At 74.1% G+C, this 16,209-nt stretch carries 13 protein-coding genes; 2 read left to right on the forward strand and 11 right to left on the reverse strand.

Features of this window, described 5'->3' with window-relative positions:
- A partial coding sequence (locus tag ABT095_RS00005) for a hypothetical protein (protein ID WP_350526909.1) occupies nt 1-1,518 on the forward strand: 1,518 nt, incomplete at its 5' end.
- Nucleotides 1,519-1,573: 55 nt separating this feature from the next.
- Here the strand turns inward: ABT095_RS00005 and ABT095_RS00010 are convergent.
- The 4 genes from ABT095_RS00010 to ABT095_RS00025 all read right to left on the reverse strand — a co-directional run bounded on the left by ABT095_RS00010 (nt 1,574) and on the right by ABT095_RS00025 (nt 6,384).
- Complete coding sequence (locus ABT095_RS00010) at nt 1,574-2,959, reverse strand: S53 family peptidase (protein WP_350526910.1); 1,386 nt, start codon at nt 2,957-2,959, stop codon at nt 1,574-1,576.
- 225 nt (nt 2,960-3,184) lie between these two features.
- Nucleotides 3,185-3,943, reverse strand: coding sequence for a 3-oxoacyl-ACP reductase FabG (gene fabG / locus ABT095_RS00015; RefSeq protein ID WP_350526911.1), 759 nt, complete (start codon nt 3,941-3,943; stop codon nt 3,185-3,187).
- 32 nt (nt 3,944-3,975) lie between these two features.
- Nucleotides 3,976-5,163 carry a thiolase family protein gene (locus ABT095_RS00020; protein WP_350526912.1) on the reverse strand — a complete coding sequence of 396 codons (1,188 nt, stop codon included), beginning with the start codon at nt 5,161-5,163 and terminating at the stop codon, nt 3,976-3,978.
- A gap of 72 nt (nt 5,164-5,235) precedes the next feature.
- Nucleotides 5,236-6,384 carry an acyl-CoA dehydrogenase family protein gene (locus ABT095_RS00025; RefSeq protein ID WP_350526913.1) on the reverse strand — a complete coding sequence of 383 codons (1,149 nt, stop codon included), beginning with the start codon at nt 6,382-6,384 and terminating at the stop codon, nt 5,236-5,238.
- Nucleotides 6,385-6,538: 154 nt separating this feature from the next.
- Between ABT095_RS00025 and ABT095_RS00030 the strand changes: the two genes are divergently transcribed.
- Nucleotides 6,539-7,165: a TetR/AcrR family transcriptional regulator gene (locus ABT095_RS00030; RefSeq protein WP_350526914.1), complete on the forward strand. Its 627-nt coding sequence runs from the start codon at nt 6,539-6,541 to the stop codon at nt 7,163-7,165.
- 54 nt (nt 7,166-7,219) lie between these two features.
- On the opposite strand, the gene ABT095_RS00035 is transcribed toward ABT095_RS00030, so the two are convergent.
- The 7 genes from ABT095_RS00035 to egtA form a co-directional block, all read right to left on the reverse strand.
- Nucleotides 7,220-9,112 carry a hypothetical protein gene (locus ABT095_RS00035; protein WP_350526915.1) on the reverse strand — a complete coding sequence of 631 codons (1,893 nt, stop codon included), beginning with the start codon at nt 9,110-9,112 and terminating at the stop codon, nt 7,220-7,222.
- Nucleotides 9,113-9,201: 89 nt separating this feature from the next.
- A complete protein-coding gene (locus ABT095_RS00040) occupies nt 9,202-10,407 on the reverse strand; it encodes a phosphotransferase (protein WP_350526916.1) in 1,206 nt (401 codons plus the stop codon).
- Nucleotides 10,408-10,446: 39 nt separating this feature from the next.
- Nucleotides 10,447-11,613 (reverse strand): nitric oxide synthase oxygenase, encoded by a 1,167-nt coding sequence (locus ABT095_RS00045; protein ID WP_350526917.1) that lies wholly within the window; start codon nt 11,611-11,613, stop codon nt 10,447-10,449.
- A gap of 149 nt (nt 11,614-11,762) precedes the next feature.
- Entirely contained in the window at nt 11,763-12,737 is a 975-nt protein-coding gene (gene egtD / locus ABT095_RS00050) for an L-histidine N(alpha)-methyltransferase (protein ID WP_350526918.1), read from the reverse strand.
- 14 nt (nt 12,738-12,751) lie between these two features.
- Complete coding sequence (gene egtC, locus ABT095_RS00055; protein ID WP_350526919.1) at nt 12,752-13,495, reverse strand: ergothioneine biosynthesis protein EgtC; 744 nt, start codon at nt 13,493-13,495, stop codon at nt 12,752-12,754.
- On the reverse strand, nt 13,495-14,823 hold the full coding sequence (gene egtB, locus ABT095_RS00060) for an ergothioneine biosynthesis protein EgtB (protein WP_350526920.1): 1,329 nt from the start codon (nt 14,821-14,823) through the stop codon (nt 13,495-13,497). Before egtB ends, egtC begins: the two co-directional genes overlap by 1 nt.
- Complete coding sequence (gene egtA / locus ABT095_RS00065; RefSeq protein ID WP_350526921.1) at nt 14,820-16,112, reverse strand: ergothioneine biosynthesis glutamate--cysteine ligase EgtA; 1,293 nt, start codon at nt 16,110-16,112, stop codon at nt 14,820-14,822. The genes egtB and egtA overlap by 4 nt, the downstream gene beginning before the upstream one ends.
- Between the last annotated feature and the right edge of the window lie 97 nt (nt 16,113-16,209).

Genomic DNA, 16,209 nt, shown 5'->3' on the forward strand with positions numbered 1-16,209 from the left:
CGCCCCCCGCCCCCCACCGGGTGCAGCGCGCCCACCCCCGCCGCCGCGCCGATCGGCGCGGCGGCGAACGGGCCGTCGGGCCCCGGCAGCGGTCTGCGCGGCCGCATCCTGGTCATCGAGGGCGGGTACGGCGGCGCCGGCCGCCGCCCCTGGGGCCGGGCCGGTGGCGGGCAGGCGCAGGTGCTGTCGGCGATGCTCGCCGCCGTGTCGCCGCAGATCCTGCTGGCCGCCGACGCCGTGGACGCCGTCCACCTGCCCGGCGCCGCCGACCCGCAGATGGTGATGGCGCACCTGCGGGCCGCCTCCCGGCACGTCGGTCCGCTGCTCATCCACGTGGGCGGGCACCTGGTGGCCGACCGCCGGGGCGGGCACCTCTACCTGACGCTGCGTGACTCCAAGCCGGGCACCGTCCGCCAGGACGGCCTGCCCTGGCAGGCGCTGGCCGAGGAGCTGCGCCACCGCTCCACCGAGTGGGACACCCTGGTGATCGGCGATCTGAGCGCCGACCAGGCCGCCTGGCCGCAGGTGCAGAGCGCGATCTCGCCGCTGATGGACGGGGTGCCGCTGTGGGCCACCGTCAGCCCGGATCCGGAGCAGATCGGCAAGTTCACCCGCGCCCTGATCGAGTCCCTGCACCTCGGCCGCCCGGGGGCCGGTGAGGTGCTCACGCCCGAGCAGCTGCGCCAGCAGGTGCACTCGGTGCTGCGCCAGGACGCGATCATCCTCTCCTCCTACCTGGCCGACCGGCCGTTCTTCCGCAACACCGCCCGGCGCCTGGGGGAGGGCCCGGTCGACCCGGAGGAGCTGGCCGGCCCGCGTCCGGCGGCCGTCATGCCCAAGCCGCCCACCCGCGCGGCCCGCCCGAAGCCCGGCGGTACGGCGGGGCAGGCCGCCAAGGTGCAGCTCTCCAAGGGCGGGAGCGCCCCCGCGCGGGGCTGGGTGACACTGCTCAAGGCGGGCGTCCCGCCGACCCCGCCCCGCCCGTCGCGCCCGGTCTCGCTGCTGAAGGTCTCGGCCGCCCCGGGCGCCGAGAAGGTGCTGCTGCACAAGCCCGGGACCCCGGCCCCGGCCGCCGAGGTGGACTACCGGGAGCTGGCCGGCCGGATCGTCCGCAGCGCCGAGGCGGGCGAGCACCAGGCTGCCGACCGACTGGCGCGCGAGCTGGAGGGGTTGGCGCTGGCCGCGCACGGCCCGCTGGCCGCCCCGGTGCTGCAGGCCCGCCAGCTGCGGGCGCACGTCGCCCGGCTGGCCGGGCACCCGGTGGTGGCGGCGGAGATCTACCGCGAGGTCGCACTGACCCTGCTGCGGGCCCACGGGCCCGAGCACCCGGAGACCCAGCAGGCCGCCACCAACGCGGAGGCCTGCTGGCGCGCGGTGTCCGACCGCGCCGAGGCGATCCGGATCGCGCCGGAGATCATCGAGCTGCGCGCCCACCTCCCCGGCCCGGAGGGGCGCAAACTCCGCTCCTCCGAGCGGTACTTGAAGCAGCTCGTGGCGGCCCAGGCGGAGGCGGACTGACGGCGGGCAGGACCGCACAAGGGGTGCGGCCCGGCCCGCCGTCAGTCCGCCGCGGTCAGCGACCGGCGATCGCGTGGACGAACTTGGCCGCGTCGATGGTGCCCAGGCCCGAGGCCAGGTCGTAGCCCTTGGCGGCCTGGTAGCCGGTGACGCCGTTCCAGCCGTTGTCGCCGGTGGTCACGTCGACGATGCCGCTCCACTTGGCCGGGAGGTTGGCGAGGCCGTACATCCGCCAGTTCAGCTGGCCGAGGCGGTGGCCGGCCAACTGGTCGGCCAGGGCCGTGATGCCCGCGAAGATCGGGGTGGCCTCGCTGGTGCCGCCGGTCAGGTGCCAGCCGACCCGGGCCGGGTCGTAGGACTCGTACGTCCAGGCCGCGCCGTCCACCGCCGCGCTCATGCTGATGTCCGGGGTGCCGCGGTGGTTCCCGGTGACGCCCTGCACGCCCCACTGGTACCAGGGGCGCTCGAAGACGGCCGAGTCGGCGCCGCCGGCCGCGCCGTAGTCGTCGTGCCAGACCTTGTCCGGCGCGGTGCGGTTGCCGTCGTTGTCCAGAGTCAGCTCGGTGCCGCCGACCGAGGTGACCAGCGGGTCGCTGGAGGGCCAGCCGGCCACGGGGAACGGGTAGAGCCCGCCGTTGTTGTCCGCGTTGGTGACACCGTCGTCGCCGGAGGCGGCGAGCACCGAGACACCCCGCTCGGCCGCCGCTCTGTACGCGTAGCGCAGGTCGGTGATCGACTTGTAGTTGCCCTGGTCGAAGCCGGGGAAGGTGTTCTCGGTGGCGTCGAAGCTCTGCGAGATGACATCGCCCTTGCCGGCCTTGATCAGCGCCTGCTCGGCGTCCATCATCTCGGGCAGCCCGGTGACGCCCTCGGTCTCGGCCACGGCCGTCTCGACCAGCACGATGTGGGCGTCCGGCGCGATCGAGTGGGCGTACTCGACGTCCAGCGTGGTCTCACCGGCCCAGCTGGTCTGGGTGGGGTCGGTCGGGTCGAAGACCGGGACGTTGCCCCACTTGACCACCTCGAGGCTGGTGTCCGGCAGCCCCCACTGCTTGTCGAAGACCTCCAGGTCGTGCTGGATGGTCGGCGAGCCGAAGGAGTCGACGATGACGATGGTGCGGCCCTTGCCGGTGACGCCCTGCTGGTACAGCGGGTCGAGGTCGTAGGCCTTGCGGTACTGCAGCGGCGAGTAGCAGTGGATGCCGATCAGGGTCAGGCAGTCCGAGGTCGATATCGGCGCGACCCGCGAGGTGGCGCTGATGTGCCCCTGGGAGGCGGGGTGCACGCGCACCGTCGGCACGGCGGCGTGGTGGCCGGCCAGGGCGGTGGTCTGCGCGGTCACGCTCGCGCCGGTCAGGGCGGTGGCCCCGACGGCGAGCAGCGCGAGGGTGCGGGTGGACAGGGAGCGTCGGGAGCCCGCGGTGGCGGGGGAGTGGCCCATGGAACTCCTTCTGGGGGCGGTGCCGGTCGTGCGAGCGGCCCCGTCATCCCACCGGCCGGGGCGCGATCGTGCCATAGCCAGAACGGGTCCGCCGACCGCACCCGATCGGGCCACAAGAACAGGTAATGGCCACCCCGTGGCTTGGTCAAGGACCAGGCCGGAGTGGCCATCTGACATACCGTCAGCCCTGCGGAGAAGCTACCGCACGGATCACCCGGTTTCGGGTCAACGCGCCCCACCGTTCACGTACAGCGTCTGCCCGCTCACGTAGCTCGCGTCCTCGCTGACCAGGAAGGCGACCACCGAGGCGATCTCCTCCGGCTGGCCGACCCGGCGCAGCGGGGTGCGGTTGGCGACCTGCTCCTGGTGCTCCTGCGGGGTGGCGCCGACCCGCTCGGCGGTGGCCGCCGTCATCGAGGTGGCGATGTAGCCGGGGGCCACCGCGTTGACGTTGACGTTGAACGGGCCGAGCTCGATCGCCAGGGTGGCGGTCAGGCCCTGGATGCCGGCCTTGGCGGCGGCGTAGTTGGCCTGGCCCCGGTTGCCGAGCGCCGAGCGGGAGCTGAGCGAGACGATCTTGCCGTACTTCTGCTTCACCATGTACTGCTGCGCCACGTGGCTGCAGTTGTAGGCGCTGGTGAGGTTGACGGTGAGCACGGCGTCCCAGTCCGTCTTCGCCATCTTGAAGAACAGGTTGTCGCGGGTGATGCCGGCGTTGTTCACCAGGATGTGCAGCGCACCCAACTCCTCGACCACGGTGGCGAAGACGGCCGCCACGGCGTCGTAGTCGGCCACGTCGCAGCCGTAGGCGCGCGCGGTGCCGCCCTTGGCGGTGATCGCGTCCACGGTGGCCTGGGCCCGCTCGGCGCTGAGGTCGACCACGGCCACCGCCGCGCCCTCCTCGGCGAGGCGCAGCGCCGTCGCGGCGCCGATGCCCTGGGCGGCCCCGGTGACCACGGCCACCTTGCCTGCGAAACGAGTCATGGTTCTCTGTCTCCCTTGACAGTAAAGGCGGTTCAGTCGTTCTGGACGAGTACGGCGGTGCCCTGGCCGACGCCCACGCACATGGTGGCCAGGCCGCGCTGGGCGCCGGTACGGCGCATCCGGTGCAGCAGGGTGGTGAGGATGCGGGCGCCCGAGCCGCCGAGCGGGTGGCCGAGCGCGATCGCGCCGCCGGTCGGGTTGACCAGCTCCGGGTCGACGCCCAACTCGTCGACGCAGGCGAGGGCCTGGGCGGCGAAGGCCTCGTTGAACTCGGCCGCCTCGAGGTCGGCGAGCTGCCAGCCGGCCCGGGCGAGCACCTTGCGGGTGGCGGGCACCGGCCCGATGCCCATCACGTCCGGGTGCACCCCGGCGGAGGCCCCGGCCACGTACCGGCCGAGGGGCTCCAGGCCGAGGTCGCGCAGGGCCTCCTCGCTCACCAGGAGCAGCCCGGCGGCGCCGTCGTTCATCGGCGAGGCGTTGCCCGCCGTCACGGTGCCACCGGCCCGGAAGACCGGCTTGAGCCGGCCGAGCTTCTCCAGGGTGGTGTCCTCGCGGATGCCCTCGTCCTGGGTGACCACCACGCCGTCCGGGCGCTCGACCGGCAGCAGCTCGGCGTCGAAGAGCCCGTTCTTGCGGGCGGCGGCGGCCAGTTGGTGGCTGCGCAGCGCGAAGGCGTCCTGCCGCTCGCGGCTGACGCCGTAGCGCTCGGCCACCTCCTCGGCGGTCTCGCCCATCGAGAGGACGCCGTGCAGCTCCTTCATCCTCGGGTTGGTCAGGCGCCAGCCGAGCCGGGTGTCGAAGGTCTCCAGCTTGTGCGGCATCGCCTCGTCGGGCCGGGGCAGCACGAAGGGCGCCCTGGTCATCGACTCGCAGCCGCCGGCGAGGACGACGTCCGCCTCCCCGGAGCCGATGGTGCGGGCGGCCAGGGTGACGGCCTCCAGGCCGGAGGCGCAGAGCCGGTTCACGGTGGCGCCGGGCACCGTCTCGGGCAGGCCGGCGAGCAGCACGGCCATCCGGGCGGCGTTGCGGTTGTCCTCACCGGCCTGGTTGGCGGCGCCCCAGTAGACCTCGTCGATCCGGGCCGGGTCGAGCTGCGGCACCTCGGCCAGCAGCGCGCGCAGCACGGCGGCCGAGAGGTCGTCGGGGCGGACGGTGGAGAGTGCGCCGCGCAGGCGCCCGATGGGGGTGCGGCGGGCGGCGGCGAAGTAGACGGGACGCACTGGTGCGGTCTCCTTGTCGAGTGACCGGCAGGATCGCTGCCGGTATGTCGATATTGTGACGTCGGTGGGTCGTCAGAACGCGTTGACGCCGGTGAGCGCGCGTCCGATCAGCAGCTTGTGGATCTGGCTGGTGCCCTCGTACAGCGTCATCACCCGGGCGTCGCGCAGGTACTTGCCGACCGGGAACTCGTCGATGAAGCCGTAGCCGCCGAAGACCTGCAGCGCGTTGTTGGCCGCGCGCACGGCGGCCTCGCTCGCGAACAGCTTGGCGGTGGAGGAGGCGGTGGCGAAGGGCAGGCCGCGCTCGATCAGGTCGGCCACCTGCCAGGTGAGCAGCCGGGCGGCCTCGACGTCCACCGCGATGTCGGCGAGCAGTTCCTGCACCAGCTGGTGCGCGGCGATCGGCTTGCCGAACTGCTCGCGCTCGGTGGCGTAGCCGACGGCGGCCTCCAGGCAGGCGCGGGCGATCCCGACGCAGCCGGCGGCCACCGACATCCTGCCCTTGGCCAGGGCCGCCATCGCGACCGAGAAGCCCTTGCCCTCGGCGCCGAGCCGGGCGGAGTCCGGCACCCGGACGCCCTCGAAGGTCAGCTCGGCGGTGGCCTGGCCGCGCAGCCCGAGCTTGCCGTGGATCTCACGGCGGGTGAGGCCGGGGGTGTCGGTGGGCACCAGGAAGGCGGTGACACCCTTGTGCCCGGGCTCCCCGGTGCGGGCGAAGACCAGCGCGACATCCGCCCAAGTCCCGTTGGTGATGAACGTCTTGGCGCCGTCGATCACCCAGCCGTCGCCGTCCCGGACGGCCTTCGTGGTCAGGTTCGCCGCGTCCGATCCGGTGCCGGGCTCGGTGAGGGCGAAGCAGGCGAGCGCCTCGCCGGAGGTGAGCCGGGGCAGCCAGTGCCGCTTCTGCTCCTCGGTGCCGTAGCCGTTGACCGACTTGGCGACCAGCCCGAGCGAGACCGAGACGATGCCGCGCACCGAGGAGTCGCCCCGGCCGAGCTCCTCGAGGACCAGGCAGTACGTCACGTGGTCCCCGCCGCTGCCGCCGTACTCCTCGGGGATGGTCAGCCCCAGGAAGCCGACCTTGCCCAGCTTGCCGATGATCGCGCGGTCCACCGACTCGGCCCGGTCCCAGGCGGCGGCGTGCGGCACGATCTCGCGATCGGTGAAGTCGGCGGCCAGCGTGCGAGCGGCGGCCTGCTCCTCGGTGAGCTCAAGATTCACGGTGACGGACCCCTCGTCCCGGTTCGGTCGGGTCAGTAAACTAGCACTGCAAGTTTTACCGTGACTGTAGCCCGCGCCGGGGAGACAGGGAAGAGGGGCCTGCAAGAATGTCGATCTGTCCATATGCAGTCCGGTCGACAGGAGAGGGACTGGCATGGCGCGACCGCGCACCCCGCTGCTGAGCCGTGAGCGCATCGTGGCCGCCGCCCTCGCGCTGACCGACGCCGAGGGGCTCGCCGCGCTCTCCACCCGCCGCCTGGCCGCCGAGCTCTCCGTCAGCGGCCCCTCGCTCTACAACCACTTCGCCACCAAGGACGACCTGCTCGACGCGGTGGTGGACAGCGTGATGGGCGAGGTCGACCTGTCGATGTTCCACCCCGGCGCCGACTGGCGCCCGGCCCTGCGGGACTGGGCGCGCTCCTACCGCGCGGCCCTGGCCGCGCACCCGAACATCGTCCCCGTCCTCGCCCAGGGCCCGGGCCGGCGCCCCAACGCCCTGCGGCTCGCCGACGCCGTCTACGGCTGCCTCACCGAGGCCGGCTGGCCGCGCGGGCAGGCGACCAGGATCGGCGCCCTGATGCGTTACTTCATCACCGGCTCGGCCCTCGCCTCCTTCGCCGGCGGCTTCCCCGAGGACGCCCGGCTCTACACCGCCGACTACCCCCACCTCGCCGAGGCCCACCGCCTCGCCGAGCACGGCCGCACCATCGACGAGGGCGCCTTCGAGACCGGCCTGGCGGCCCTGCTCGACGGGCTGGCGCTGCGCTACGAAGCGCTCTGAGCAACGAGAAGGGGGCGCGGCAACCGCCGCGCCCCCAGCACTACCGGCCTGACGTCAGTTCACGTCGAAGGAGTAGTAGTAGCTGTCGTACGTCTGCCCGCTCGCGTCGGTCTCGTAGACCGAGAGGGTGTGCTGCCCGCTCGCGTCCGGCGCCCAGGAGACCTGCGCGGTGCCGTCCGGGCCCGCCGCGACGGTCGTCTCACCGTTCCAGTCGAAGGAGTAGGTGTAGGAGACCGCGTTCTTCACCTTCGGTGCGAAGGTGAAGACGCCGGTGACGCCGACGCCGCCCGCGTTGACCAGGGTGCCGGTGTCCTCCGGGTAGACGTCGGAGCTGACGGTCGGCGTGGTGTCCACGTTGACGAACAGCTGGTTGGTGGAGCTCACCCAGCCGTTGGTGCTGTGGCTGCGCACCGTGATGGTGGTGCCCCACTGGTAGGTGGGGGTGAGAGTCACCGAGGCGGTGCCGTCGGCGGCGGCGGCCACGGTCTGCGGCGCGTCGTAGTTCACCTGCACCGTGTAGCTGTCCACCGAGGTGACGCTCGCGTTCGGCGCCAGGTGCAGGGTGAAGGGCTCCCCGAGCCGGGCGCTGGCCGGCAGGCCGGTCACCACGGGCGAGGTGTCACCGACGAAGAACTGGTACGTGGTGGCGGGCGAGGAGTTGAACGCCCGGTCCAGGCTGCGCACGAAGAGCCGCTGCGGGCCCGAGCTCGGCGGGATCAGGCTCAGCTGCACCGGGCCGCCGAGCCGCGAGGCGCGGACGAAGCCGGGCGAGGTGTACGGGTCGGTCCACTGCGGGATCCCGTTCGGCCCCTGGGACCAGCCGAGGACGGGGAAGTCCTGGGTCCAGGAGTACTGGTAGCCGGCCACGTCCGTCACGCCGCCCGGCGTCAGCGTGAACTCGGCCGGCGTCCCACCGGGGGTCCACCGGTCGGCCGGGTAGTTCGAGGACGTCACCCCGGGCGCGGCGGTCGGCCGGGTGGCGTCGACCCGGAAGGTGCAGGACCTGGACCAGCCGGACTGGTCCGTGCCGTCGTCCCCGCGGACCTGCCAGCCGTAGCTGCCGCCGTCGGTCAGCAGCCCGGCCGGAACGTTGACGGATGTCGCGTAGCCGTCCGGCATCGACTCGCGGGAGAACTCGGTGCGCTGCTCCGGGTGCCCCACCGGCCAGACAGCGAACCGGCCGGTCAGGGTGCGGTCGTTGGCGTCGGCGTCGTGCAGCATGGCCGTCAGCGACGGGGTGAGGCTCGACACGTACGGCGGTGTGTCGCACGGCCGCGCGTCGGTGTAGAGGTCGGTGGGCGTGCCGGGCCGGGTGTTGGCCGCGGCGGACATCCGCAGGCCCGTCCAGCTGCCGCTGCTGAGGCTACGGCCGCGCGTCGGGTCGCTCTCCTCGGCGGCGGGCAGGCGCAGCTCGACGGAGAGCGTCTGCTTGTTGCTCGCGGCGGCCTTGGCGGCGGCAGCGGTCAGGTCCAGGTGCAGGTAACCGGCCGGGCCGGGCGCGGTGGTGGTGACCGTGCCGAGCAGCTGCTGCTCGGCCGGCGTACGGCGCCAGGTGACCGGCGCGTCCGGGGCGGCGGTCTGCCAGACCTCCACGCTGCGCCGGGTGTAGGAGGCGGCCTGGGACTCCCCGAAGAAGAAGTTGGCCGTCACCACCCGCTTGGCCGGGTCCTTGGCCGCGAACCCGGCCAGGTCGAAGGTCGCGTAGACCCGCGAGGTGTGGGTGGCGCCCTGGGCGTCGACCGAGCTGCCGAGCGGCAGGTCACCGGTCGGCTGCGGGTAGCCGGTGGTGGGTGTGTGGGCGTCGGTGTAGGCCAGCGCGACCAGTGGTACCGGTGCGAACGCCGGCGCCGCCGAGGCCGACGGCGCGGTGGCGAGCACCCCCGCGAGCCCGAGGGCGGACGCCACGGCGAAGCTCAGGCTCCGCCGCGGCGTCAGACGTCTTTGCATGCTGAAGGGTTCCTCCCCCTGTCGCCGCCGAGCGGCGGAATCCGATGGCGCACACGATAGACCCGGACGACGACGGGGGAGCAAGGGGATTAACCCCGCAGGGCGCCCCGGATCTCGGCGGCCGGGTCGTCCTGGTGGTAGATGCGCTCGCTGGCCTCGATGCCGTCGAGGAACTCCTGGTAGCGGACGGCGTAGCCGATCCGCATGATCGGGCGGGCCAGCTCGAGGGCGCGCTGGGGGTCGCTGCCGGGAGCGGCCTTGCGCCAGGCCTCGCACCAGAGGGCGCGGACCTGCTCCCAGCGCTCGGGGGAGAGCATCGGCCGCAGGCGCAGGCCGTCGAAGGCCGGGTGGCCCAGGCAGGCGTCGGAGAAGTCCACCAGGACGTTGCCGGTGCCGTCGGAGCGGCAGTTGCCGGGGTGGAAGTCGCCGTGCACCAGCGTGATGGGCAGGCCGCAGGCGGCCAACTCCTCGGCCATCGCGGGGAATCCGCCCACCAGCTCGCGCGCTGCCGCCAGCTCGTCGGCAGTGAGGCCGAGTTCGCGGTCCAGCAGGGCGCGGGCCTGATCGGTCAGCCGCTCCGGCGTGCGCAGCGGCAGGGTGGTGCCGGTGCCGAGGGCGGCGACCCGCTCGGCGAGGGCGGCCTGGGCGGCCACCCAGCGGCCGACCACCGCGAGCATGGTGTCCTCCGGGAAGCCCCAGCAGTCCTGGCCCGGCACGTGGTCGAGCAGCACCCGGCGCCCCGGCGTGTCGGCGGCGAGCACGGTGGGCACCAACTCCCGGTCCACCTCGGCGATCAGCGCGATCGTCTCGGCCTCGCAGGCGCCGAACACCGGGGTGCTCTTCAGCCAGGCGGGCCCGGCCCCGGTCGGCAGCCGGTGGACGCCGGAGAGGTTCCAGGTCTTGATCTGCTCGGCCGGGCCGGTCAGCGGCCGCCCGGCCGCCACCAGCGCCTCCTCGGCCCAGGCGAGCGAGGCCCGGGCGCCCTCGGAGGTGGCCCAGCCGGCTCGGCGGGCCGGATCGCCGAGCGGGCGGTCCGAGGGGTCGAGGCCGGCCCGGGGGCGCTGGAGCGCCTCCACCTGGTAGGTCACGTGACCGCCCTGGTAGTCCTCCCCGCCCTCCACCGAGACCAGCCGCAGCACCACGACCGGCACCCCGAGCCTCTCCTCGGCCGCCCGGGCCACCGGGGCGACGTCCTGCCAGCGGAGCGTCTCCACGGGGAACGGGCCGAACTCGCCGAGCTGCTCGCCCAGGTAGGTCACCACTGCTGTCACGGTACGGTTCAGTTCAAGATCCACTGGCGCATTGTGGGGCCTGCCCGGCGCGGGCGCCAGCCATTAATCCCCGGCCGCCGCCGGGAGCCCCTGGCGCGGCAGGAAGGCCGGGCGGGCGGCCGGATCCACCGGGTCGTAGTAGCGGTGGTAGACCGGGGTCAGCCCGCCGGAGACCGGGGGCACGATCCAGCTCCAGTCCGCCGGGGTGGGGCGGCCGAGCCGGGCCTCCTGGGCGATGTGGCGCAGGAAGCGGTCGGACTCGGTGTGGTGGTCGGCCATCGTGACGCCCGCCTCCTGGAAGGAGTGCAGCACGGCGCGGTTGAGCTCGACCAGGGCGCGGTCCCGCCACAGGGTGCGCTCACTGGAGGTGTCGAGCCCCAAGTGTTCAGCGACGACACCCAGTTGGTCGTAGCGGTCGGCGTCCGCCAGATTGCGCGCGCCGATCTCGGTGCCCATGTACCAGCCGTTGAACGGCGCCGCCGGGTACCGCACCCCGCCGATCTCCAGCACCATGTCGCTGATCGCGGGCACCGCGTACCAGCGCAGGCCCAGCTCGGCGAACCAGCCGTACTCCGGGTGGCTGATCGGCACTTCGAGCGTGGTGTCCTCCGGCAGCTCGAACCAGCGCGGCTGCCGCGCGCCCGGCTCGGTCACCAGCAGCGGCAGCACCTCGAACGGCTCCTGGCCGCCCTTCCAGCCCAACTCGCGGGCCCATGCGGTGATTTCCCCGGTCGCCGGGTCGCCGATCCAGGAGCCGTCCGGCTGCCGGTGGCCCGCGTAGCGGATCAGCTGCGGGCCCTCGAGCCGCGGCCCCGGGGAGCCGGGGGCGTCCGGGGCGAAGACGGAGACCACCGGGCGGATCCGGCCCCCGTTGGTGGCCAGGCGCAGGTGCTCGAAGCACTCCTGCGCCACCTCCTCGGCCCCGCTCAGGTGCCGCAGGTCCCGTACCACCAGGCTGCGCCAGTACAGCCGCCCGATGCAGCGCGCGGCGTTGCGCCAGGCGACCCGCGCGCCGAAGGCCAGTTCCTGCGGGGTGTGCCGGTAGCTGCCGGTCCGCTCGATCTCGGCCAGCACCTCGCGCACCCGCGGCGCCGCGTCCCCCGCCCCGGGCAGCTCCTGGTGGTACTGCCGCACGAAGGCGACGGCCGGCCCGACGAGCGGGTGCTCGTCGGGCCCGGCCGGGGCCGGTTGCTGCTGCTCCGGCAGCTGGACGTCGTGGTGATGTGCCACCGGGCACGCCCGCGGTGCACGCCGAATCCGACTGAAGATCAAGGAATCACCCCTCCTGCACCCATGAGTACCGGAGGTCCCCGATCCACCGCACAGAGTGACGGATAACGCTGCGCCCGGCGAAGATCGCGGCTACAGTGCGCCGGTGGTCACACCGGTTCGGCCAGCGAGAGGCCGAAGCGCCCGGCGTGGTCGGTCCACCACTGGGTGAGCCGCAGCCCGGCCGCGGCCAGCTCCTCGGCGACCCGCTCGCGGCGGAACTTCGCGGAGATCTCGGTGCGCAGCTCCTCGCCCGCCGCGAACTCCACGGTCAGGCCGAGCTCCTGGACGGTCACCGTCATCGGCCGCAGCGCCCGCAGCCGCATCTCGATCCACTCCTGCTCGGCGTCCCAGAGCGCGACGTGCTCGAACTCCTCCACCGCGAAGTCCGCCCGCAGCTCCCGGTTCATCACCTGCAGCACGTTCCGGTTGAACTCGGCTGTCACGCCCGCCGAGTCGTCGTACGCGGCGACCAGCACGCCCTGGTCCTTGACCAGGTCGGTGCCGAGCAGCAGGGCGTCGCCGGGGGCCATCCCCTCGCGCAGCGAGCGCAGGAAGTCGGCGCGCTCGCCGGGCAGCAGGTTGCCCAGGGTGCCGCCGAGGAAGGCGACGAGCTTGGGTGCCGCGGCGGCGGCCGAGAAGCCGAGGCCGTGGGTGAAGTCGGAGACCACCGCGTGCACCGCGAGGCCGGGGTAGTCGGCGGTCAGCGCCTTTCCGGCGCCCTCGAGGGCGCTCTCGCTCACGTCCACCGGCACGTACTCGACCAGGGTGCCCAAGCCGCTGAGCGCGTCGAGCAGCAGCCTGGTCTTCTCCGAGGAGCCCGAGCCGAGCTCGACCAGGGTGCGGGCCCTGGTCAGCGCCGCGATCTCGTCGGCCCGGGTGGTCAGGATCTCCCGCTCGGCCCGGGTCGGGTAGTACTCGGGCAGCCGGGTGATCTCCTCGAAGAGTTCGCTGCCGCGGGCGTCGTAGAACCATTTGGGCGGCAGCCACTTGGGGCGGGCGGTCAGACCGTGCCGGACGTCCTGGCGCAGGGCCCGGTCGAAGTGGTCGGCGGGCAGCAGACGGCTGAGGTCGAAGTCACTCACGGGAGGGTGTCCTCTCAGGGGAGCAGGGGCCGGACGGCCTGGCTCTCGGGGGTGGCGAGCAGCAGGCTGCGGTCGGGCAGGTGGTGCCAGCCGGGGGCGTCGTCGAAGGGTTCGGAGGCGACCACCACGCCCTGGCCGGGGCCGGCGCGGTAGCACAGGGTGTCGCCCCAGGCGGTGGCGGTGATCGAACCGCCGTCGGTGAGCAGCAGGTTGAGCCGGGCCGGGCCCTGCTCGGCCAGCCGGCGGCAGGTCTCGGCGAGGGCCTGCCCGGCGGGGGCGCCGGACCGCAGCCGGTGGCGCACCAGCGCCCAGACCAGGGCCGAATCGGTCCGGGCCGGCAGGTCGAGCAAGTCCTCGGGCGGCAGCGTGGCGGCCGCCTTGGCGTAGGCGGCCGGCCAGCCGGGCAGGGCGCCGTTGTGGCTGAACAGCCAGGGCCCGTCGGCGAAGGGGGCCACCGCCGCCTCGCCCGGCGCGCAGCCGGTGGTGGCGGAGCGGACGGCGGCCAGCAGCGCCCGGGTGCGCACCACCCGGGCGAGATCGGCGAAGCCTTCGTCGGCCCAGAGCGGTCCGGCCCGCCGGTAGCGGGCGGGCCGTTCGTCGCCCGCCGCGTACCAGCCCAGGCCGAAGCCGTCCACGTTCATGCTGCCGTACTGCTGCAGGCGCGGCGCCCAGGCCTGGGCGGCCAGGCCGTGCGACGGTGCGACCAGCAGCTCGCCGATCGGCAGTTCGGGCCCGAGGTAGGCCAGATGTCGGCACATCAGCGCGCCTCGGCGTCGCGGGCGGTGCGGAACCCGGCGAAGATCTGGCGCCGGATCGGGTAGTCCCAGTTCCGGAAGGTGCCCCGGCAGGCCACCGGGGCGACGGCGAAGCAGCCGCCGCGCAGCACCTTGTACTCGGGGCCGAAGAACACCTGGGAGTACTCCTTGTACGGCCAGGGCTCGAAACCCGGGTAGGGGCGGAAGTCGCTGGCCGTCCACTCCCACACGTCACCCATCAACTGCCGCGCTCCGCAGGGTGATTCGCCCTCCGGGTAGCTGCCGACGGGGGCGGGCTGTAGGTGGCGCTGGCCCAGGTTGGCGCGGGCGGTGGTCGGGGGCTGGTCGCCCCAGGGGTAGCGGCGGGAGCGGCCGGTGGCGGGGTCGTGCCGGGCGGCCTTCTCCCACTCCGCCTCGGTGGGCAGCCGGCGCCCGGCCCAGCGGGCGTACGCCTCGGCCTCGTACCAGCTCACGTGCAGCACGGGCTCCTCGGCGGGCACCGGCTCCAGGGTGCCGAAGCGGCGGCGCAGCCACTGGCCGCCCTCCTGGTGCCAGAACAGCGGGGCGGTGAGGCCGGCCTGCTGCCGGTGGGCCCAGCCGGCCTCGCTCCACAGCTGCTGATGCTGGTAGCCGCCGTCGGCGATGAACTGCTGGTAGGCGCCGTTGCTGACCGGGGTGGTGTCCAGCCAGAAGGCGGGCAGGTCGACCTGGTGGGCCGGGCGTTCGTTGTCCAGCGCCCAGGGCTCGGTGTCGGTGCCCATGGTGAACGGGCCCGCGGGGACGAGCACTTCGGCGGGCAGCAGCTCCTGGTGGGCGGGCGGCGGCGGGGCGAAGAGGGCGGCCGGGCCCTGGCGGAGCTGGTGGGTGATCAGCATGGTCTCGTCGTGCTGCTGTTCGTGCTGGGCGATCATGCCGAAGGCGAAGCCGCCGTCGAGCAGCGGGGCGCCGCCCAGCGGGCTGGCGGCGAGCAGGTCGAGCACCCGGCCGCGTACTTCGTGCGCGTAGGCGCGGGCCTCGGCGGGCGGCAGCAGCGGCAGGCTCGGGCGCTCGGCGCGCGGGTGCTCGAAGGCGTCGTAGAGCGGGTCGATCTCGGGGTGCATCGGGTCCCGCCCGCCGACGTTCCGCAGCAGCCAGAGTTCCTCCTGGTTGCCGATGTGCGCGAGGTCCCAGACCAGGGGTGACATCAGCGGGGAGTGCTGGGCAGTGAGGTCCTGCTCGTCCACGCAGTCGGTGAGCGCGGCGGTGCGGGCGCGGGCGGCGAGCAGTTCGGCGGCGATGTGCTCGCGCAGCGGCTCGTCGGTGAGCGCGGCCGGGTCGAGGGTGTCGGTCATCGTGCGGCCTCCAGGCCGGACGGGCCGGCGACGTCGGTGTGGCCGGCGGGGTCGGCGCCGGCCCGCAGGGCGTCCAGCTGGTCGTCGGCGGGGCAGCGGCCCCGGGCGGGGTAGCGCTCGGCGAACTCGGCGAGTGCGGCGCGCAGCCGGCCGGCGCCGGGGCGGCGGGCCAGCGCCTGGTCGGCGATGCCGAAGCAGGCCAGCGCCACGCGGCGCAGCTCCGGGTCGGTCAGGGCGAGGGTCGCGGCCCGGCGCCACAGCTCGGTGCGCGGCGGCCGGGTGCCGTTGGGGGAGCCGAGCGGGGCCAGCGCCGCGCGGGTGGCGTCCGCCGCCAGCGGGTCGTCGAGCAGCGCGGTGACCAGGGCCAGCGGGGCGAGCCAGCCCTCGCCGGGCTGGGCGTCGATCATCCGCAGCTCCAGGTGGCCGCGCGGGCGCACCGGCGGGAAGAGCGTGGTGCGGTGGTAGTCCAGGTCGGCGGCCGACGGCGGGCGGTCGCCCGCGCCGCGCAGCCAGTCGCGGAAGGTCAGCCCGGCGGGCGCCGTCCAGGGCTGCCCGTCGGGGCGGCGTACGCAGAGCACCTGGGCGTCCAGCACGTACCGGGCCCAGGCGGCGCGCGGATCGGCGTCGGCGGCCGGGGCGAGGGTGCGGCTCGGGTCCATCCGGGACCAGACCAGCTGGCGGGTGGACCGGTGGCCGGTGGGCTTCCCGTCCAGGAGCGGGGAGTTGGCGAAGGCGGCGACCAGGACGGGGCCGAGCCGGTGGGCCAGTTGCCAGCGCTCGGCAAAGGCGTGCGGGCCGCTCGCGGCGCCCGCGTCCACGTTGACCTGCACCGAGGCGGTGCCGCACATCATGATCCGGCCCCAGGGGCCGCGGGCGTCGAAGTAGCGCTCCATCGCCTGGTAGCGCGGCAGCTCCAGCTGCATCCGGCGTTCGCGCGGGTGGGGATCGGTGCCGGCGCCGGTGAGGCGCAGGCCCTGGGCGGCGAGTGCCTCGCGCAGGGCGGCCTGGTCGGCCAGCAGGCCCCGCGCGCAGTCGGCGGGGTCGGCGGCGGGCGGGGAGCTGAGCTCGACCTGCCCGCCGGGTTCGCGGGTCAGCCGGGAGCCCGCGGGGAGCTCCTCGGGGAGGGCGGCCAGGGCGGCCGCGACGCGCTCGGGGCTGAGCGTCGTGCCGGGACATCGGGCGTCATGGACGAACCACTCGGCCTCGACCCCGGTGAGCCGGGGCGGCCCGATCTTGAAGCAGATGCCGAGCAGATGGTCCTCGGCGGTCGACTCGGTCAGGGGCGTCACGCTCGGTGGCGCCTGACTCGGCTCCGCCCGGCCCGTTACCTGGTGTGCACGTACCGGTGTCACCGGACTCACCATCCTCGGTTCGCGATTGCGGCCC

The sequence above is a fragment of the Kitasatospora sp. NPDC002227 genome (genome assembly GCF_040296285.1).
Taxonomy (GTDB): domain Bacteria; phylum Actinomycetota; class Actinomycetes; order Streptomycetales; family Streptomycetaceae; genus Kitasatospora.